Raw genomic sequence first — 20032 nt, forward strand, 5'->3', positions numbered from 1 at the left:
GTCTATCTCACGCCCACCCAACCTGTGGGAGCGAGCCTGCTCGCGAAAGCGGTGGGTCAGGCGCTATCGATGTTGGATGTGCCGACCTCTTCGCGAGCAGGCTCGCTCCTACAGGGAATGTGCTTGATCGACGAGGGTGGTCACCGCGGGCGTTTGGCGTCTTGCAACCACTCGCGCGGGCTGGCACCGGTTTTACGACGAAACGCCCGGGCCAGCGCCGAGGGGCTTTCGTAGCCGACTTCATCGGCGATCAGCGCGATGGACTTGCCCTCACGCAAACGTTTCTGCGCCAGGCTGATCCGCCAGCTCACCAGATAGTCAACCGGCGTCTGCCCCACCACCGAGCGAAAGTAGTCGGCGAAACTGGCCCGGGACATATTGGCTGCCGCCGACAGTTCGGCCACGGTCCAGGCCTTGCCGGGCGCGTCGTGCATCAGGCTCAAGGGGCGCGCCAGGCGTGGGTCGGCGAGACCGGCCATCATCCCGGGCGTCTGGTCACGGCTGGTCAGGATGTGCCGCAACAACTGAATCACCAGCAGTTCGAACAGCCGATCCATCATCGCTTCGCGACCACAAATGCCGCCGAACGCCTCGCTGAACAGCCAGTCCAGCGTGCCGGCCAGGGTCGGGATACTGTCGAGTTTGAGCACCAGGTATTCAGGCAGCGCGGCCGCCAGGGCGTTGCCCGCCCCACCGTCGAACTCCAGAGAGGCGCACACCAATTGAGTGCCCGACGCTTCGCTGGCGAACAAGCGGTGACGATAAGGTCGCGGGAAAAAAATCAGCGTCGGTTCATTGAGCTGCAGGACTCGCTCATCAGCCAGTTTGAGCGTCAGTTCACCAGCCTGAAGCAAATGCAGGTGCCCGGTGGCCTGTTCGCCATCGAAGGACGTGACGCCGCAAAAATCGCCACTGTGGAAAGTGCCGGCACTGACACCGAAATGCGTGAGCAAGGTGGACAAGCGATCCATGGAACGACTCCCCGGGGAACATATCTGGACGATCTGTCGCATATCCTCGACGATTTGCACCCTTAAGGCCAGCAATGATCCATAGCATGGACCCCGTACCCAGCGCATACCGCGCTTGAATCGACGGAGTCTCAACATGAGCCGCATCGCCCCCCTGAACCTTGAACAAGCCACCGACACCACTCGCCCGCTGCTGGAAGGCGTGCAGAAAAAAATCGGCTTCTTGCCCAACGTCTTCAAGACGCTGGCCCATGCCCCCGCCGTCCTGTCGGCCTATCTGCAACAGTCGGTGGCCCTGGGCAAAACATCCCTGAGCGCCCCTGAAAAAGAAGCGATCTTCCTGGCCACTTCGCAGGTCAACGGTTGCGACTACTGCCTGGCGGCGCACACCGTATTTGCCGGCAAGGCCGGGCTGTCCGCGCAAGACATCGTCAGTGCTCGACACGGCCAACTCAACGCATTTGCCACGCTGGCCCGGCAAATCACCGAAAGTCGCGGCCACCTGAGTAACGAGCAGATTGAAGCGGCGCGTGCAGCCGGCATCACCGATGCCAAGATCATCGAGGTGGTCGCCCACATTGCCTCGCAGACGCTGACCAACTACCTCAACAACCTGGCCCTGACCGACATCGACTTCCCTGCCATCGATGCTTGAGGCGGATGTCTGACCCGAGGAGTACACCCCATGAGCACTGTGACGCTTTACACCACCGACACCTGCCCTTATTGCCGCAATGCCAAGGCGCTGCTGGCCAGCAAAGGCATCGCCAGCCAGGAGATCAATGTTCAATCGAACCCCGGAAAATTCCAGGAAATGCTCACCCGCAGCGGTCGTCGCAGCGTGCCGCAGATATTCATCGGTGACACCCATGTCGGAGGCTTCGACGACCTGGCCAAACTGGACCGTCAAGGTGCCCTGCTATCGATGCTGGCCTGAAGCTGCAATCCAAACCCCCTCCCTTTAACCGGCAAGACTTCTATCAGCCCATAGAAGTCTTGCCACGTCGTTTTGCCACTATTCATTAAATTTCCGCTAGGTTGTACGATGACCGATGAGTCACTCATAACAACAAGGAACTACCCATGAAAAAAGTGAACGTGCTGATTGGTTTTCTGTGCCTCTTCAGTGGCTACGTGATGGCAGCCCCTGCTCCGGGCGAGAAGGATGTGGCGCAGGCGGTAGACCATCTGACGCAAGCCATGCTCAACAAGAACATCCCCGAACTGAAAGCGCTTACTGCTGAGAACCTGACCTACGGGCACTCGAGCGGCAAGGTCCAGGACAAGAAAGACTTCATCGCCGATATCGAAACGGGCAAGAGCGCTTTCAAAACCCTGGAAATGCAGAACCAGACCATCACCGTCTCGGGTGATGTAGCGCTGGTTCGTCATCATTTTTCGGCACAGGCGATCAAGGGCACCGAGGTGGTCCCGACTGAAATCGAAAACTTCCAGATCTGGCAAAAGAAGTCCGGCAAATGGTTGCTGGTAGGCCGGCAAGCCTTCCGCATCTGAATAAAAAAATCCCGCCCAAGGTGACTTGAGCGGGATTTTTCATACAGGCAGCCTTATCGAGACAGCTGCTTATCAGGCCACAACCGGAATCATCGGGTCCGCAGCCGCCAGCGCAGTTGCGCGGTCAGCGGCCGGCGGATAGATCCACACCGTATTGATCTGGGTCTTCAGCGATTTGCCTTCCTCCTTGACCAGTTTCACCTGGCGATCCCAACCCTCGGTGTACACCGCGCCCCACGCCCCCAGATCCAGACAGGTAACGTACTTGGGCTGGCTGTACGCCTTCGGCGCCACGCCCAGGATTTGCGCAGCGACGTTGTTGCCGGCATGACGCCCCAGCGAGATCGCGTGTTGGCAGGTCATCATGGCGTAGTTGCCGATGTCATCCGCGGCGGCATAAGCCACATCACCGGTGGCAAAGATGTCGTCCTGACCGATGACTTTCAGGTGGGCGTCAACGTGCAGGCGACCGAGGTGGTCGCGTTCGGCCGGGATCTGCTCGGTCAGCGAGCTTGCCCGCACCCCGGTGGTCCAGACCACAGTCTTGGCGTCGATGCGTTGGCCATCGGCCAGGGTCACACCGTTTTCATCGACAGCAACGACCGACGACTTCAAGCGCCATTTCACGCCCAGCTCAGTGCTGGCTTCGGCGATCGACTGGCTGATTTCGCTGCCCATGGACGCCCCGACTTTTTCACCGCGATCGACGATGATCACTTCAATGTCAGCGTCCTCGCCGAGGATGGCCCGCAGACGCGCCGGCATTTCAGTCGCCGTTTCAATCCCGGTAAAGCCGCCACCGGCCACAACCACGGTGTTTCGAGCTTTACTTTGCGGCAGGTTGGCCAGGGATTTCAGATGGTTTTCCAGGCGTATCGCCTGTTCAATCTGGTCCACGTCAAAGGCGTGTTGGGCCACGCCCGGAGTGTTGGGCAACGCGAGACCGCTGCCAGTGGCCAGAACGAGTTTGTCGTAGCTGCACACCTGTTCGGTACCCGATGCATCGGTGTAGCCGACTTGTTTTTGCTGCACGTCGATGGATTGCGCTGCGCCCTTGATGAACTTCACACCGACGGCATCAAACAGGTCGCCAAGGGGTGCCGCCAGTTGATGAGCATTCGGCTCGTAGAAGCGTGGACGCACCCGCAGCTCGGCTTGAGGCGCCAGTACCGTGACGTCTACGTGGTTGTGATCATGGATGTCCAACAGGCGCGTGGCGCTCAATGCCGTCCACATGCCACCGAAACCTGCGCCGATGACCAGAATGTGCTGTTTCATTGTTTTAACTCCGAAGAAGACCAAAGACTGAACTCGTCGCCGAGCTGACAACGGCGACTATAGTGATCCTAGTTACAAGGCGCAACGACCTTCTATCGATGGTTATCATCACACATTCAGATACCTCGACAATCCAGACACAAGCTTCTATCCATATGCAGCACAGGACAGACAGGCGATCTAGGCATACCGATGCTTCGTTGCACCCCTGACAATCGGCTGGTAACATTGGCGACTCATTCAGTCGGAGATAACCATGTCTCTCTACAGCGCGGGCGTTGAGTACGGCATTCACTGCCTGCTTTTTCTGGTGGGCGATTACGGCGACAGCCGTGAGGCAAGCGTGCGCGACCTCGCTGAGCTGCAAGGCGTGCCGCTGGACTACCTGGCGAAAATCTTCACCAAACTGGCCAAGGCCAAACTGGTGGTCGCGACCGAGGGTGTGCGCGGCGGGTTCAAACTGGCGCGGCCGGCGGACGAAATCAGCGTGCTGGACATCGTTAACGCCATTGATGGCCAGAAGCTCATCTTCGATTGCCGTGATATCCGTGGGCGTTGCGCGTTGTTTGAAGGCTCCCCGCCGACGTGGGCAGTGGAAGGTCATTGCTCGGTTCACGCCGTCATGATGACCGCGCAGAAACGCATGGAAGACGCCCTCGCCCAGCAGACCATTCTCGACCTTGCCCGCAGGGTCGGACGTAAAGCCCCGGCCGAGTTCGGCGCCCAGGTGGACAACTGGATCAATGATCGTCGGGAAAGGAAAACGGTGACCGGCACTCAGCCCGACGGCGAACAGATCATCCCGGTGACCGATATTTCCGACTGACGATTCGTCTGGGGCGCTCTATGATTAAGGCCCATGACGACCTCTGCTCCGATCCGCTCACCCTGCCCGCCCGGCGCCTGCATCTGCGGGCGAGACCCGTTGCTGGAAACACCGGGCGCGGACGTGCGCATCCTGTTTCTGACCCGACAGGAAGAAAAGCGTCTGCTCGATCGTCTGGAAAACCTGGAAAGCCTGGCTGACCTCGAACGCTTGCAAAACCGCATGTACGCACAACTGGGCATCCGTGTGGACATCGTCCCCAGCTTCAATGAAGTGCGTACCATGCGCGGCATCGGCATCACCCTCGGCGAGTTGCCGGGCTTGTGCCGCAAGACCCGCCAGTCGATCCCCGCCGCGATTCGCCGCAGCCTGGAGAAACGCCCGGAGATCGCCTTCGAGATCCTCAACGCCAATGACCTGTTGCGCGACGCGTGAGGTCCGTACCGATGAATCCCCTTCTCGAATTCCCCGTGACCGACGAAATACTCACGTCCTACGCCCTGGCGATCGGTGCCGATTTGTTGGGTTATCGCAATCACATTTACCGGGTGCTGAACTTCTACCGCGCGATCAGCGGCATTGAAGGCCTGCCCTCCGAAGCCGTGCAGATCGCCGGGGCGTTTCACGACCTGGGCATCTGGACCGATCAAACCATTGATTACCTGGAACCCTCGGTGCGCCTGGCCACCGACTACCTCGCCAATCGGCAACTGTCGCACTTGAGCGGCGAAGTGACGGCACTGATCCTGGAACACCACAAAGTGCGGTCCTACGCTGCCGACCATGCGCTCAGCGTCGAGCCCTTCCGACGCGCCGATATCATTGATGTGTCGCTCGGCCTGCTGACGTTCGGCCTGCCGCGGGCCTACATCAAAACGGTGAAGTCGGGACTGCCCAATCATGGTTTTCACGGGATGCTGCTCCGGCAAACCGCACGGCAATTCCTGCGCTCCCCGCTCAAACCGCTGCCAATGTTTCGCTGGTGATGGAGTCGTCGGGCAGGGATTGGTGCGAAAAGATCAGTTGAATCCGGCCATCGCCGACCATGCTGTAAAGCTCATGAGACAGCTGCACATCACTGTCAATTACTACTGGATATTTCCCAGTTCATACCTACGCTCTTTCGGGGGATACCCATTTAAAAAAGGTCGGGGGGCCTGACTTCGGTACTTATCAGTACGCAGGAGCTGCTCATGAACCAGACAAAATTAACCCGGTTGTTTGCTGTTTCAATGTTGTTGTCTGCAATGGTTCTACCCGGCATCACCCAAGCGGCCGACAAACCCGCCCCCAACATCGTGGTCATCATGGGCGACGATATTGGCTGGTCCAATATCGGCGTCTACAACCAGGGCATGATGGCCGGCCGGACCCCCAACCTCGACCAGCTCGCTGCAGAAGGCATGCGCTTTACCGACTACTACGCCGAAGCCAGTTGCACCGCCGGGCGTGCCAATTTCATTACCGGTGAACTGCCGATCCGTACCGGCATGACCACGGTCGGCCAGGCCGGCTCACCTGTCGGTATTCCCGCTGACGCGGTCACCATTGCCACCGCGCTCAAGGCCATGGGTTACTCCACTGGCCAGTTTGGCAAAAACCATCTGGGCGACTTGAACGAATTTCTGCCCACCGCGCACGGGTTCGACGAGTTCTTCGGTTACCTCTATCACCTCGACGCCATGGAAGACCCGGCACACCCCAATTATCCGCAAGAACTTCTGGCCACCGTTGGCCCGCGCAACATGGTCCACAGCTGGGCGACCACCACCGACGATACGACGGTGATGCCGCGCTGGGGCAAGGTCGGCAAACAGAAAATCGAAGACGCCGGTACGCTCTATCCCGAGCGGATGAAAACCGTCGACGACGAAATCCGCGACAAGGCTTTCACCTTCATCGACAAGGCCAAGACCGATAACAAACCGTTCTTCCTGTGGCTGAACCCGACCCGCATGCACATCGTCACGCACCTGTCCGATAAGTACGAAGCGATGCGCACTTCGCAGAATGGCTGGTCGGAGCAGGAAGCCGGCATGGCGCAGCTCGATGACATCGTCGGCGACGTCATGGCCAAGCTGAAAAAAGACGGCATGGATGACAACACCATCGTGATTTTCACCACCGACAACGGCGCGGAAAACTTCACCTGGCCGGATGGCGGCACCACACCGTTCGCCATGGGCAAAGGCACCGTGATGGAAGGTGGCTTCAGGGTTCCGGCGATCGTTCGCTGGCCTGGCAACGTACCGGCCAACACCGTGGCCAATGGCATCATGTCCGGCCTGGACTGGTTCCCGACCCTCGTTGCCGCCGCCGGCAACCCGAACATCGCCACCGAGCTGCTCAAGGGCAAGCAACTGGGCGACAGAACGTACAAGGTCCACCTCGATGGCTATGACCAGACACCGATGATCACCGGTAAAGGTCCGTCGAACCGGCATGAAGTTTTCTACTTCGGCGAAAGTACGCTGGGTGCGATCCGTATCGATGACTTCAAGTACCGCTTCATCGATCAGCCCGGTGGCTGGCTGGGGGCTAAGGTCACGCTGGACATGCCGGTCCTGACCAACCTGCGGCTCGACCCGTTTGAACGCGCCGGGTGGCCGGAAAACATGGCAGCCAGTGGCTCACTGGAGTACTTCGAGTGGTTCAAGTTCCAGTTCTGGCGCTTTGTGTTTGTACAGCAGCAGGTGGTCAAACTGGCTGAAACGGCGGTTGAGTTCCCACCCATGCAAAAAGGCGCGAGCTTCAACCTGGAAGCGGTCAAAGCCAGGATCGAAGCGGCCCGGGCGGCCATGGCCAAGTAGACAGGCGAATACATGGGTGGCGGCTGCCAGCCACCCGCGTTCATGACGGACATCCGCTGAGGTGATCCATGCAATTAAAAACAGCCGTCCTACCCGCCTTCACCCTGTTTGCGCTGTGCTGCCAGCAGGCCCAGGCCGGCGGCATCATGCTCTATGAAATCGGCACCGATAACGTGGGGCTTGCCAACGCCGGTGCCGCCGCCCGCGCACAAGGCCCTTCCACCATCGCCAGCAACCCGGCGGGCATGAGCTATCTGCCAGGTACGCAGATTACCGGCGGATTGCAGCTGCTCTACGGCGACCTGAGCTTTGATCGCGACTCAAACACCAACGGCACGGGCAGCGGCAGTGGCAATGCCTTCGACCCGATTCCCGGCGGCAGCTTTTTCATCAGCCATCAATTCGACGACCACTGGAGCGTCGGTTTCGGCAATTACGGCGACTTCGGGTTGGCGGCCAACTACGACAACGACTGGTCCGGGCGCTATTTTGCGCAGAACGTCAGCCTCGCCGGTTTGTCGTTTGTGCCCAGCGTGGCGTATCGCTTCGATGATCAATGGTCGGTGGGCGTCGGTGTGAAAGCCATGTACGGCATGCTGCAAGCGCAAACCGCGATCGATCGTTCACCCTTTGGCTTCACCGACCGCAGCGACGGCCAATTCAAGTACAAAGACAACGATTGGGGTTTTGGGGCGAATGTGGGGGTGATCTACGCCCCGCAACCCGGCACCCGTATTGGCCTGGCCTACACCAGCAAGGTCGATCTGGACTTCGAAGACCGGCTGGATGTGAAAGGCGACGGCCGTTTGCTGGAGCGCGTCAACAACACCAATACCCAACTCGACATGACCGTGCCGCAAACCGCGACCCTGAGCCTGTTCCAGCAACTCGACCCGCGATGGGCCTTGCTCGCCTCCGTCAACTGGCAGGACTGGTCCGAGTTCGGCGATATCGCGGTGCAAGTCGACACCACCGCAGTCGGTTCACAATCGACCACCGTCGACGCCCATTTCAAAGACACCTGGCAACTGGCCCTGGGCGCGCAGTACCAGGCCACCCCGCAGCTGTTGTGGAATTTCGGCGTGGCTTACGACAGCAGCGCCGTTTCCGACGGCAACCGTACATTTACCGTGCCCATGGACGAATCCTGGCGCATTGCGGCCGGGGCCACCTATGCTCTGAACAAGGTCACCGACATTAACGTCAGCTGGGCCATGGTCTGGCTTGGCGACATGCCGGTCGACCAGACCAAGTCCACGTCGGGCACTCGAACTTCCGGTCAATTCGACAATGCCTGGATTCAAGCGGTGACCGGAAACATGACCTGGCGTTTTTGATGCCTGCAATCGAAAAAAAAAAGACAACCCCCATGGAGCACACACCACAATGAACCTGTCCCGGAAATTATTCATCGGCGTCGCATTGACCAGTCTGCTACTCGGGGGCTGCACCTCGAAAGTCACCGAAAAAGACCAGTACTCGGGCTTCCTTACCGACTACAACAACTTGCAGCAAGTCACCACCACCAGTGGCGAAACCGCGATGCGCTGGGTGAGCCCGTCCTGGAATCCAAACGCCTACGACACCGTGGTCTTCAACAAACTGGAGCTCTATCCGGCACCCAAGCCGACTGAGCGGGTCAATCGGCAAACCCTGGATGAACTGCAGAACTACATGACCAGCAAGGTCAAAGGTGTGTTGGGGCAGAAATACCGCGTGGTATCGAGCGAACAATCAGCGCCGGGCGGTTCAAAAAAACTGATCATGCGCGCGGCGATCACCGGGGTGAATGCCGAAAACGAAGGCATGAGATGGTATGAAGTGGTGCCTGTCGCGGCCGTTGTCGGTGGTGTTTCCGCTGCCAGCGGGCATCGGGATCAGGACTCCACGTTGTTCATCGAGGCCGAGTTTAAAGACGCCAGCACCAACCAGACCGTGGCCAAAGTCGTGCGCAAAGTCTTCGGCAGCACGCTGTCCAATGCCAGCCAGGAAATCACCGCCAAAGACTTCAAAGTGGCGATCGACAAACTGGCCAGCGATTTGCAGGCGTTTGTCCGGTAGCGGCAGCTGCAAAGAGCGCGACTAACCAAGACGCTATTTTTTCATTCCGACCCGCCGACGCATGTCGGCGGTGATGGTTTGCCGGGTTTTCTTCAAGTCTGCCCAAGGTTGATCACCCACTTCAGCCAGTCGTTCCTGCACGTTGTGGATATTCCACTGATTACCGCCCTTGAGCTCTGCCACCTCTTCCCGAAAAATCGGCACTGACACCGGCAACCCTTCGCGGGTGCGGGCGGCATAGGCGCAGATGGTAGTGGCACCCAGTCCGTTGCGCAGGTAATCGATGAAGATCCGTCCGACGCGATTCTTCGGCCCTGACACCGCCGAAAAGCGCTCCGGCAGCAACTTCGCCATGTGGCTGACAATTGCGTGGCTGAAGTCCTTCACCTCGTCCCAACCGTGCTTGCGGGTCAGCGGCACCACCAGGTGAATCCCCTTGCCGCCGCTGGTCTTGAGGAAGGCCTTGAGCCCCAGTTCATCCAGTACCGACAGCGTCAGCTGAGTCGCCTCGACCATGCTTTTCCACGGCAGCGCCGGGTCCGGGTCGAGGTCGAGAACGAAGCGGTCAGGTTTGTCGAGATTCTCCGTGGTAGCGTTCCAGGTGTGCAGTTCCACCGTGCTCATCTGCACGGCGCCAATCAGCGCTTCGGCGTTGTTGATGATCATCACCGGTTGGCCGGTGACGTCCTTGTCCAGCGTGGTGATGCCCGGAATGGCCAGGCGCTCGGCGTTTTTCTGGAAGAACAGCTCGCCGGCGATCCCGTCCGGGGCGCGCACCAGCGCCACCGGCCGATCCTTGAGCTCGGGCAGAATCCATTCGGCGACGCTGGCGTAATACTCCGCCAGCTGCACTTTGGTGGTGCCGCTGCTCGCATCGATCACACGGTCCGGGTGGGTGATGCGCACTTTGCCGTCGCCGAGGCCGACTTGTGAGGGCGCGGGCGCTGCCTTGGCCGGTTTCTTTTTCGTCGCGGTGGCCGGTTTGTCAGCGGCGGATTTCCTGCTGGTCTGGGCTTTCACGGCTTTCGCACGCTCCTCGGTGATGTCTTCGGCGGGCTTGTCATCGCGCAAGCCATGGAATACGGCATGGCGCACCGACCCGTCCTTGGTCATCTCGGCGAACGCGACTTCGGCGAGCAACACCGGTTTGAGCCAATGCACACCCTTGGCGTCGAAACCGGTCGGCGGATTGACCACCGCCGGTTTTTTCACCTGCAACGGTTTGAGCTGTTCATAAATGTGCTTGAGCGTGGTCTCGTTGAAACCGGTGCCGACCTTGCCAGCGTAGCGCAACTCGCCGCTGTCCCGATCATGCAATCCCAACAGCAACGCGCCGAAGGCATTGCGCGCACCTTGGGGATCGGTGAACCCGACCACGACGAATTCCTGCCGATGTTTGCACTTGAGCTTGATCCAGTCACTGCTGCGCCGCGACACATAAGGCGACCCCAGGCGCTTGCCGATCAGCCCTTCCATCTGCATTTGGCAGGCACTGTTGAGCAAGGCTTCCGGCTCCTCGCCGAACGCGTCGGAGAAGCGCAGCAAAGGATCTTTATTGGGTTTGAGCACCGTTGCCAGCGCGACCCGCCGCTCCTCGACCGGCACCTCGCGCAGGTCCACGCCATTGAGGTAAGGCATGTCGAACAGGTAATAAAGGATGTTGCCGCTGCGATTGGATTCAAAGGCATTTTGCAGCGCCTGAAAGTCCGGCACACCCTGCTCGTTAGCCACCACCATCTCACCGTCGAGCCAGGCCGATTCCAGGCCCAGAGCGGCCAGCGCCTCGGCCTGTTTCGGCAATTTGTGGGTCCAGTCGTGGCCGTTGCGGGTGAAGAGTTTCACCTCGTCGTGGTCGATGCGCGCCATGATCCGGTAGCCGTCGAACTTGATCTCATAGCTCCACTCGCCCGGCGGGGCTTTTTCCACCAGCGTCGCCAATTCCGGTTTGAGCTGGTCGGGCAGCCTGGCCTTGTGAGCCCCGGTGAGTTGCGCCGACTGCTGTTTAGCCGCGACCTTGCGCGCCGGCTTCTTCACCGGTTTGAGCTTGGCGGCGGTCTTGGCCTTTTTGGGGACAATGGTGCGGTCACTGAGCACGCTGTCGGGCTCGGCGGCGACCACGTCGTAATCACTCTCGGGTTTCGCCGCGCTGTCCTGATGCTTGATAAGAAACCACTGCTCCTGCTTGCCCGGCATGTGCGTGCGGACCAGGTTCCACAAGCCGCCGAGTTTCTCGCCCTGCAGCTCGAACTTGAGCTTGCCTTTGGCATAGGCCTTGGCCGGATCTTCCTGGGGGATCCACACGCCCCGGTCCCAGACAATCACATCGCCGGCACCGTAATGCCCTTCGGGTATGCTGCCCTCGAACGTGGCGTAATCGATCGGATGGTCTTCAACGTGGACTGCCAGGCGCTTGACCTTGGGGTCCAGCGAAGGGCCTTTCGGCACGGCCCAGCTTTTCAGTGCGCCATCGAGTTCCAGGCGAAAGTCATAGTGCAACCGCGAGGCATCGTGCTTCTGGATACAGAACTGCAAGGCATGGTCTTTCGCAGTTTTCTTGCCTGAACGTTTCGCGGCGGGCTCAGAGGTCGCCGAAAAATCGCGCATGCGGTTGTAATCGTCCAGATTCTTGTTCATGGCGCACCTGCTGGCTCGACGCGTCCCCCAATGCCGGGGCCGATGCGCGTGACGATCAAGGCCACGACCGCAATCCGCTCCACCCGTTGATAGCCCGGTGTCAGCAACTCTTCACCGAACACATCGGGATCGAGTTCGCGATAGGTCCAGCCGAACATCGGCGATTCAAGACGCGGAGTCAGTGCCTCAAGAAACGGATCCTGGCCATCGATCATTGCCACCCCGGTGTACAGCACCAAAGAGCCACCGGGCGCCAGTCGAAGCAACGCCTGCTCGACAATGCGCAACGATAACTGCGCACCGAGAGCGCCGCCACCATGCCGGTAAGCGCGCTCGGTGGGGTCGGCCATGTAGGGCGGATTGGCGACGATCAGGTCGAACTGGCCGTCGACGTCCTGCAGCACATCGCTGGCCTCGACCGTGACGTTAGCGACTTCCGCCAGGGCCGCGTTGACCGCCGTCAAACGCAGCGCCGCGGGATTGATATCGACGGCCAGCACCTCGGCTTCACGGCGTGCGCGGGCAATCACAATCGCCCCGACACCCGCGCCGCAACCAATGTCGACGGCGCGCCGGATCGGCGCGAAGGATTGTTGAAGATGAGCGTGGATCAGCTGCGCAAACCGGTAGCTGTCCGGTCCGAAAAACACCGCGTCCGCCGCGTCGGTGGGAAACCCCGAGTGCACGAACAGCAAATCATCGAGGCTGGACCAGCGCACGCGGCTTTTCAGTCGGCCGTTGCTTTCTTGCAGCACGCCCGCCTCCTGCAACTGCCGCTGTTCATCGGTCGACAGCAGGCCCGGTTCGAATGAGCGCGACCAGCCGAACACGTCGCGCAAGGTCCGGGCGTTTTGCCCAAAGGCACGGTCGTTGACCCGCTGGTGCGTGAGCGGCGTCGGGGTGATAAACCGGTAACCATCGGCCTGCAAACGGCGCCCCAGCTGCACCAGCGCCAGATCGGCAGCGCCCAGTTGTTCTTCCTGATTCATGCCGTGCTCCTATCGCAGGCTGGATTTGAGTTCGATGAACCGTCGCGTAGCCATCAGGCCGGCTGGATGGGAATGCCGATGGGCCGACAACCACGGGATCAGCACGGGCATCTGCTCGTGTGCGGCAAGCCCCTCCAGCGAGGTTTGCAGGCTCTGGATATCCGGGTCGTTGTCGGGCACTGGCGGTTCTGTCGCGACACTCGTGCCTCGGCGGACCGCTGTGGCTGAGCGCTCAGGCGTCCAGTTGCCGGCAATCCAGTCATGCAGCAGCTGTTTTTCATAGGGGCTGAATACGCCGAACATGGCGGCACCATCCCCCTCGATCAACTGCCAGAAGCGACTGGCCTGAGGATCCTGTCCGCGCTTGATCCAGCCCTTTTTTTCCATGGCGGCAAGGAACCCTGGCAACTGCTCCGGCGCGGACAGCCATTGGTTGACGGTCTTGCCTTCAAAACGGCAGTAGTCGGAATGCATGTGCTGGCCGAACGGACGCTTGCGCTCAAGCATGTTGAGCAACTCGGCGTCGAGGTCGAACGATTCGATGATCGCGCGACTGCCCTGCCCCAGATCATTGAGTCGATAACCCAGCGCGACCCGACGCAGAAAGTCTTCGCGATCGCCTTCCACCGGCAGCAGTTGCAGCACCGACTGCACGGCTTTTTGCGCGTGGCCGGTGCTGGCGTTGTCGATGGTCACGTGCAGGGTGAAGTAATACGGATCGATGCCCAATTCGCTGAGTTCATAGGCGCTGATCAGCAGGTGCAACGGCAGCTGTTCGTAGCCCAGGTTGTAGCCGATCACCTCCGGCAAAAACTCGTCGGCGGATTCGCCCAGCGCCAGTTGTATCGCGCCCTGCAGGTAATGCTCGTCGGCGATCACCCCAGGGTCTTGCAGACCATGTTCGGCGAGCAGCTTGCGGTAGATCACCACATGATTCTGCGCCGGGTTGCCGTCGCCGAGCTCTTCCAGATAGGTGCAGATCAGCCCTTCGAAACGAGGGTCGCGCCACTGACGCAACAGGCCGTACAACCAGGCGCCGTCGACCAGTTTGGTCGGGGCCACGGCTTGCAGGAAAAACAGCGCGTGGGCCTTGTTAGTGAAAAACTGCCGGGGCCCGCCTTCTTTGCGTTGTTGCAGGTAGTCGGCGTATTGGCGGGCAACGTCGACGCTGTGGTGTTCGACGAACGATTGCAGGGCCGACAGGTCCGTTGGCATTTCTTGAGGCAAGTGGGTGGCGTGTTCCAGCTGCACTTCGAGAAAGCTTCGCGCCAGAGCACGCCGTTGCTCGGGGTCGACGCCCAGCAGCAGGTGTTCATAGGCTTGTTTGAGGCTCCCGGCGGCCGGGATCGGGTGTTCGTGGGCGGGCCGCGATTCAAGTCGTGTCAGGGCAGTCATGGGCGCATCTCTCGGTCTAAGGCCAGTGGCAGGACGTTGAATCAACACGTCTCTACATCAGCAGAGCGATTTGCCCGGAGAAAAATTCAATCGACGTTGAAATCGCCCTGACGGACGGACCTGTGCAGCACCGCCCGCCCGGTGCACGCGGCCTATAATCAGCGGGTGCGGGGTCATCTTCGGAGAGCAATCATGCGAACGGTGCACGTCATCGAGCAATCGCCGGCACCCGTAAATGTCGTGGGCGAGGCGATCACCATCCTCGCGGGCGGCGACCTCAGCAAGCCCTTTGAGATGCATATCCAGGAAGGCGTGCAAGGCGGTGGGCCGCCGCTGCACTTTCATCCGTGGGACGAGGCGTTCTATGTGGTCGACGGCCAGGTCGAAGTGACCGTGGCGGGCAAGTCCACCACCGTCTCTGCCGGGGGGTATGTGCATATCCCCGGGGGTTCGATCCATGCCTACAAGAACATCAGCCCTACCGCGAAGATGATTGGCGTGGTGTCGGATCCGCGGGCGGGCAGTTTTTTGCGGCGGTGGATCAATTAAGGGTACCGGAGGATTTACCGCGGATACTGGAGATTGCCGAAGCGTACGGGGTTATTTTCCTGGTGCCCAAACCGGCAGTTTGACCGCGTTATCGTTCTTCGCTAGCAGGCTAGCGCCCACAGGGACCTTGCGCACACCGCAAGTCCACTGTGGGCGCTGGCCTGCTAACGAAGGCGGCCTGAAAGACAACCCGGTTTAACGGGCCCCTAAACCGCACCACCCTTGGCCTGCTGCTCCAGATGCACTTGCAGCTCAGGGTCAATCTTCAGCGCCGCCGCCAGCTCATCCAGATAGTTGCGCTCGGCATCCTGCTGATCGTCCACCAGCATCACGCTGGCCAGGTACATCTCTGACGCCATGCCAGGATCCGTCGCCGACTGCGCCACATCGGCGGCATCCAGCGGCCGGGCCACTTCGTCATCCAGCCATTGCTGCAATTGCGGGTCGTCGGTGTGACGGCCCAGTTCGGTACTGATCATCTGTTTCTCGGCGTCGTCGATCCGGCCATCGGCCTTCGCTGCAGCAATCAACGCCCGCAGCACAGCATGGCTGTGCTCCTCGACTTCCGGGCCGGACAAAAGGTCTACGGTGCGCGGCGCCTGTTGCGGCGCAGCCGCCTGACTGCGTTGCCACGCCTGATACGCCTGGAAGGCCATCATCCCGAGCGACGCCAGGGCCGCATAGTTGGTGCCGCCACTTGAGCGGGTCCGGGTCGAGCCGCCCAGCGGTGAGCCGCCGCCGAGCAGGCCACCGAGCAAACCACCCAATCCGCCCCCGCCCATGGCTGAACCACCGCCACCGCCCAACAAGCCGCCGAGCAATCCGCCCAGACCGCCGTCGATGCCGCCCTGGGCAGATGCGCCACCCTGTCGCTCCCTGGAGCCCTGGCCGGCCCGCAGGAGTTGTTCGAGCAAATCGCTGGTGTTCATGACGACGTCCTCATCGATGGGAGTGACCCGGTCAGGCAACAATAGTCCTCGCCGGCAAATGCGCCATTACCGTTTGGCCTGTGGCGAGGGCGCTTGCTCCCGCTTGAGTGCGTAGCACTCACAAAAACCGGCATTGCTGCCACATTTTTTTGGGGCCGCTACACAGCCCGGCGGGAGCAAGCTCCCTCGCCACAAAAACGGGTAAGCCTGTGTGCCAGTGTTCAGTGAACAGCACTGCAGATTAATCCAAAGTATTTTTTGCCGGCCCAGCTAAGATTTACTGGCGGTGAACCTTATTCCCGGATTTCCGGTCGATACCTGCAACCGAACCGGTTTGCCGCCGCCCTTGATAATGAGGGTGATGACTGGCTTGCTTCATCTATCTGGAGAACGCCCCCCGTGATATCCACCCTACACATCGCCAGACTCAAAGCATGGGGCGCCCATGGTTTTACCGCCACCGGCGTGGTCACTGCCTTCCTCGCCACCCTCGCCTTACTGGAAAACCAGGCCACCAACTGCCTACTGTGGCTGGGCGTGGCCCTGATCGTCGATGGGCTGGATGGTGCCCTGGCACGCAAGGTCAATGTGCAGTCGGTGTTGCCGAGTTTCGATGGATCGATTCTCGATCTGGTGATCGACTACCTGACGTATGTGTTCATCCCCGCGCTGTTCATCTATCGCTACATCCCCTTGCCGGACTACACGCTGCTGCTGACCGTGTCGCTGATTCTGGTTTCGTCGCTGTTTTGCTTCTGCAACGTCAACATGAAAAGCAAAGACAATTACTTCCAGGGCTTCCCCGCCGCCTGGAACGTCGTGGCCCTGTGCCTGTACATCATTGCCCCGTCGCCGTGGATTACCTTCCTGACGATCATTGGCCTGGCCTTGCTGACCGTGACCCGCATGAAGTTCCTGCACCCATTCCGCGTGCGCAAGTTCATGCCGATCAACATTGCCGTGACCGCCATCTGGCTGCTGTGCAGCTTGTCGCTGGTGGTCAATCACCCGGTCATCAACCCGATGGTCATGGGGCTTTGGCTGCTGATGTCGGCTTACTTCCTGGGGATCTGCATCTGGCGCACCGCAATGGAGTGGTTCGACGGATCGCGCCAAAAGTAACGCAGCATGGCCATCCATATCGTTCGACTCGGCTCGCCGCGCCTGCCTGATGAAGGGCTGCGGATCGGCACGGTACGCCGCCCCCCTCGTGGTGTACCGAAGGCCGAGTTCGCCCGTCGGGACTTTTATGATGTGTGGCAGCCACTGCTGTCGCCGAGTGCGGAACTGGTGGCCGAAGCCAAAGCGGCCACCGATGACAAAGCCTGGGAGGCCTTTCGGCGCAAGTTCAAGGCGGAAATGAACCACCCGGCGCCCAGTCAACTGCTGGATCTGCTGGCCGCCCTCTCCCATCAAACCGCGCTGGCGGTTGGGTGTTATTGCGAGGATGAAGCGCATTGCCATCGTTCTGTGTTGCGGGAGTTGCTGGCAGCACGCGGCGCACAGATTGCCTAGATCCCTGTGGGAGCTAGCCTGCTAGCGATGACTGCTTTCCAGCCGATGTAGATGTCGACTGACACTCAGCCATCGCGAGCAGGCTCGCCCCCACAGGGGAATTGGATGTTCAAAGGACTGAGGTAGCACCATGGAACCGCAAATACGGCCCGCCACCGCAGCTGACGCGTCCGCCATCAGCCAGGTCATCATCCAGTCGCTGCGCCAGTCCAATGCCCTGGACTACTCACCCGACATCATCGAGCAGGTGGAAAAGAGCTTTTCCACCGAGTCCATTCGCACGCTGCTGACCCAACGCCAGGTGTTCGTCGCAATGATCGACAGTCATATCGTGGCCACGGCCAGCCTTGATCGCGATGTGGTGCGAAGCGTCTTTGTCGACCCTACTCAACAAGGACGCGGCCTCGGGAGGCAATTGATGGCCACGATCGAGTCCATCGCCGCCGAGGCCAAAATCGAGGTCTTGCGCGTCCCCTCCTCCATCACCGCAGAAGCCTTCTACTTCAAGCTGGGCTTTCGAAAAGTCCGCGACGAATTCCACGGAGCCGAGCGTACGATCATCATGGAACGGCGACTGACCTCCCTCTGACTGCCACGCCCACCCAACCTGCGCCGGTCTGACGGACGGGAGGTCGATCATGGTCAATACTTAGGGGATTGAACGACGCGGGAGGTTCGACATGTCTGGTCAATCACGCTTCATGCTGGTCGCCTCGCCACTGATGGAACACAGCCCCGCCTTCGACAGAGCCGCGGCGCTGGCCAAGGCTGAAGATGCGGCGTTGCACATCGTGGCGTTCGATTACCTGGAAGGCCTGGCCACCGCCAGCCTGGTCAACGAAAAGGCCTTGGAACAAATGCGTCTGGGCTACGTCGATCGACACCGCCAGTGGCTCGAAGAACAGGCCCGTCCCCTGCGCAAGATCGGCGTCCACGTCACCACCGAGGTGGCGTGGGTCGAACGCCCGCTGGAAGAAATCCTGATTCACCTCAAAGAGCAGCCGATGGACGTGCTGATCAAGGCGCTGGAGCACGAATCACTGCTGTCGCGGTTGTTGTTTACCCCGCTCGACGTGCATTTGCTGCGTGAATGCCCGGTGCCGCTGCATTTTGTCAGCCATGCCGTTCACGCCCTGCCACGCAAGGTTGTCGCGGCGGTCGATCCTTTTCATCGCGATGATCACTACAAAACGTTCAATGACCGGATCCTGCACGAAGCGTCGAAGCTGGCGAGTGCCTGTAACGCCGAGCTGGACGTGGTCTACGCCTATGACCTTTCCTCGATCAGCGCAGACGAGTTCGGCTTTGACAACGGCTCGGCGTTTTTCAATTCCGGCAAGGCCAAGACCCTGTTCGACTACCAGGAGGACGCCTTCAATGAATTGGCCGAGCGCAACGGCATCGCGCCCGAGCAGCGGCACATGATCATGGGAAACCCGGCCAAGGTCCTGACCCGCTATGTCGACGCCTACGACGTCGACGTGATCGTCATGGGCCGGGTCGGCCATCGCGGTCTGGGCCGGTTGATCGGCAGCACAGTGGAACACCTGCTGTACAAAATGCCCTGCAGCGTGTGGGTGGTGTACACCGAGCGGGTGGATGAGTAACGCCCTCTACAAAACACCGCATCCCCTGTAGGAGCGAGGCTTGCCCGCGAAGACGGAGTATCAGTCGACCACGATATTGCCTGACGCTCCGTCTTCGCGGGCAAGCCTCGCTCCTACAGGGTTTTATGTTGTCTGGTTAACGTCGGGTGATGACGACCTCCAGGTATTCACTCGGCACCACCACCGATTTCTCTCCCGCTCTGTTCATCCGGTTGATCAGCTCAGTCAGGTCGCTTTCAAAGGCTTGGGCTCCCTCGGGAGACAGCGCCGCGAAGGCCTTGTGGACCGGGCCGTACCAGGTGCGAAACGTATCGATGAAGTGCGCCGCCGAGCGATAACGGAAGTTGAAGGTGCGGCGCGTCACCTGGACCTGAAAGTCACGCTCATCGAAGTGCGAGTGCAACCAGGCTTCGGTTCCCCAGTTTGAAGGCGGTTGTGCGCCTGGCGGTGGCGGCAGGTGTTTGCCCAGGGTCTTGAACATCTGGCCGACAAAACCTTCAGGTGTCCAGTTGGCCAGGCCGATCCGGCCGCCAGGACGGCAGACCCGCGCCAGTTCTGAAGCCGCTTTGGCCTGATCCGGCGTGAACATCACACCGAAGGTCGAGAGCACCGCATCGAAGCTGGCGTCTTCGAACGGCAGCGCCTCGGCGTCGGCGACCTGGAAGGTCACCTCCAGGCGCTCGGCCCGGGCCCGGTCTTCGCCGCGCTCCAGCAGCGCCGCCACGTAGTCGGTCGAGGTGACGTTGCAGCCTCGGCGTGCAGCGGCGAGCGTCGCATTGCCGTTGCCGGCGGCCACGTCCAGCACGCGTTCGTCGCAGAGCAAGTCACAGGCTTCAGCCAGTTGCTCGCCGACAATTTGCAGGGTGGTGCCGATCACGGCGTAGTCGCCGCTGGCCCAGGAGGCCATCTGGCGGTTTTTCAGGGCAGTGAGATCAAGGGGGGTACTCATTAAA

20 protein-coding genes and 1 pseudogene are annotated in these 20032 nt (G+C 60.4%); 14 read left to right on the plus strand and 7 right to left on the minus strand.

Going from position 1 to position 20032, the window contains the following annotated elements:
* Positions 1–140: 140 nt before the first annotated feature.
* Positions 141–971 carry an AraC family transcriptional regulator gene (locus HP062_RS08495; RefSeq protein ID WP_077749113.1) on the minus strand — a complete coding sequence of 277 codons (831 nt, stop codon included), beginning with the start codon at positions 969–971 and terminating at the stop codon, positions 141–143.
* A gap of 136 nt (positions 972–1107) precedes the next feature.
* Here HP062_RS08495 and HP062_RS08500 point away from each other — a divergent pair, with 136 nt between their 5' ends.
* The 3 genes from HP062_RS08500 (at position 1108) to HP062_RS08510 (ending at position 2486) form a co-directional block, all read left to right on the plus strand.
* Entirely contained in the window at positions 1108–1626 is a 519-nt protein-coding gene (locus HP062_RS08500; RefSeq protein WP_169858078.1) for a carboxymuconolactone decarboxylase family protein, read from the plus strand.
* A gap of 30 nt (positions 1627–1656) precedes the next feature.
* Positions 1657–1908 (plus strand): glutaredoxin 3, encoded by a 252-nt coding sequence (gene grxC, locus HP062_RS08505; protein WP_154912696.1) that lies wholly within the window; start codon positions 1657–1659, stop codon positions 1906–1908.
* 146 nt (positions 1909–2054) lie between these two features.
* Positions 2055–2486 (plus strand): nuclear transport factor 2 family protein, encoded by a 432-nt coding sequence (locus HP062_RS08510; RefSeq protein ID WP_172791257.1) that lies wholly within the window; start codon positions 2055–2057, stop codon positions 2484–2486.
* A gap of 72 nt (positions 2487–2558) precedes the next feature.
* Here the strand turns inward: HP062_RS08510 and HP062_RS08515 are convergent, their stop codons facing one another.
* Positions 2559–3764 (minus strand): NAD(P)/FAD-dependent oxidoreductase, encoded by a 1206-nt coding sequence (locus HP062_RS08515; RefSeq protein WP_172791258.1) that lies wholly within the window; start codon positions 3762–3764, stop codon positions 2559–2561.
* Positions 3765–4020: 256 nt separating this feature from the next.
* Between HP062_RS08515 and HP062_RS08520 the strand changes: the two genes are divergently transcribed.
* From HP062_RS08520 to HP062_RS08545, 6 genes are all read left to right on the plus strand, one after another.
* Positions 4021–4590 carry an Rrf2 family transcriptional regulator gene (locus HP062_RS08520; RefSeq protein WP_102595026.1) on the plus strand — a complete coding sequence of 190 codons (570 nt, stop codon included), beginning with the start codon at positions 4021–4023 and terminating at the stop codon, positions 4588–4590.
* A gap of 33 nt (positions 4591–4623) precedes the next feature.
* Positions 4624–5025, plus strand: a complete 402-nt coding sequence (locus HP062_RS08525) for a hypothetical protein (protein ID WP_010455472.1) — start codon at positions 4624–4626, stop codon at positions 5023–5025.
* Positions 5026–5036: 11 nt separating this feature from the next.
* Positions 5037–5576, plus strand: coding sequence for an HD domain-containing protein (locus HP062_RS08530; RefSeq protein WP_172791259.1), 540 nt, complete (start codon positions 5037–5039; stop codon positions 5574–5576).
* A 207-nt stretch (positions 5577–5783) separates the two neighbouring features.
* Entirely contained in the window at positions 5784–7400 is a 1617-nt protein-coding gene (locus tag HP062_RS08535; RefSeq protein ID WP_172791260.1) for an arylsulfatase, read from the plus strand.
* Between the two features lie 68 nt (positions 7401–7468).
* Positions 7469–8737: an OmpP1/FadL family transporter gene (locus HP062_RS08540; RefSeq protein ID WP_172791261.1), complete on the plus strand. Its 1269-nt coding sequence runs from the start codon at positions 7469–7471 to the stop codon at positions 8735–8737.
* Between the two features lie 49 nt (positions 8738–8786).
* Positions 8787–9461 carry a DUF3313 domain-containing protein gene (locus HP062_RS08545; protein ID WP_010455479.1) on the plus strand — a complete coding sequence of 225 codons (675 nt, stop codon included), beginning with the start codon at positions 8787–8789 and terminating at the stop codon, positions 9459–9461.
* A 33-nt stretch (positions 9462–9494) separates the two neighbouring features.
* Here the strand turns inward: HP062_RS08545 and ligD are convergent, their stop codons facing one another.
* The 3 genes from ligD to HP062_RS08560 are packed head-to-tail and all read right to left on the minus strand — an operon-like array spanning position 9495 to position 14479.
* A complete protein-coding gene (ligD, locus tag HP062_RS08550) occupies positions 9495–12095 on the minus strand; it encodes a DNA ligase D (RefSeq protein WP_172791262.1) in 2601 nt (866 codons plus the stop codon).
* Positions 12092–13084: a class I SAM-dependent methyltransferase gene (locus HP062_RS08555; RefSeq protein WP_010455482.1), complete on the minus strand. Its 993-nt coding sequence runs from the start codon at positions 13082–13084 to the stop codon at positions 12092–12094. The genes ligD and HP062_RS08555 overlap by 4 nt, the downstream gene beginning before the upstream one ends.
* Before the next feature lie 9 nt (positions 13085–13093).
* Positions 13094–14479, minus strand: coding sequence for an iron-containing redox enzyme family protein (locus HP062_RS08560; protein ID WP_172791263.1), 1386 nt, complete (start codon positions 14477–14479; stop codon positions 13094–13096).
* Positions 14480–14671: 192 nt separating this feature from the next.
* Between HP062_RS08560 and HP062_RS08565 the strand changes: the two are divergent.
* A pseudogene (locus HP062_RS08565) lies at positions 14672–15111 on the plus strand (cupin domain-containing protein).
* Between the two features lie 123 nt (positions 15112–15234).
* On the opposite strand, the gene HP062_RS08570 reads toward HP062_RS08565, so the two are convergent.
* Positions 15235–15957 (minus strand): tellurite resistance TerB family protein, encoded by a 723-nt coding sequence (locus HP062_RS08570; protein ID WP_077749100.1) that lies wholly within the window; start codon positions 15955–15957, stop codon positions 15235–15237.
* 399 nt (positions 15958–16356) lie between these two features.
* Between HP062_RS08570 and pcsA the strand changes: the two genes are divergently transcribed.
* From pcsA to HP062_RS08590, 4 genes are all read left to right on the plus strand, one after another.
* Positions 16357–17079 carry a phosphatidylcholine synthase gene (pcsA, locus tag HP062_RS08575; protein WP_010455490.1) on the plus strand — a complete coding sequence of 241 codons (723 nt, stop codon included), beginning with the start codon at positions 16357–16359 and terminating at the stop codon, positions 17077–17079.
* A 6-nt stretch (positions 17080–17085) separates the two neighbouring features.
* Positions 17086–17472, plus strand: a complete 387-nt coding sequence (locus tag HP062_RS08580) for a DUF488 domain-containing protein (RefSeq protein ID WP_010455492.1) — start codon at positions 17086–17088, stop codon at positions 17470–17472.
* A 130-nt stretch (positions 17473–17602) separates the two neighbouring features.
* Positions 17603–18061 carry a GNAT family N-acetyltransferase gene (locus tag HP062_RS08585; protein WP_172791264.1) on the plus strand — a complete coding sequence of 153 codons (459 nt, stop codon included), beginning with the start codon at positions 17603–17605 and terminating at the stop codon, positions 18059–18061.
* A 91-nt stretch (positions 18062–18152) separates the two neighbouring features.
* Positions 18153–19079 carry a universal stress protein gene (locus HP062_RS08590; RefSeq protein ID WP_010455496.1) on the plus strand — a complete coding sequence of 309 codons (927 nt, stop codon included), beginning with the start codon at positions 18153–18155 and terminating at the stop codon, positions 19077–19079.
* 136 nt (positions 19080–19215) lie between these two features.
* Here HP062_RS08590 and HP062_RS08595 read toward each other — a convergent pair whose 3' ends face one another.
* Complete coding sequence (locus tag HP062_RS08595) at positions 19216–20028, minus strand: class I SAM-dependent methyltransferase (protein WP_077749098.1); 813 nt, start codon at positions 20026–20028, stop codon at positions 19216–19218.
* Positions 20029–20032 lie beyond the last annotated feature (4 nt).

The organism is Pseudomonas sp. B14-6, assembly GCF_013260315.1.
Taxonomy (GTDB): domain Bacteria; phylum Pseudomonadota; class Gammaproteobacteria; order Pseudomonadales; family Pseudomonadaceae; genus Aquipseudomonas; species Aquipseudomonas mandelii.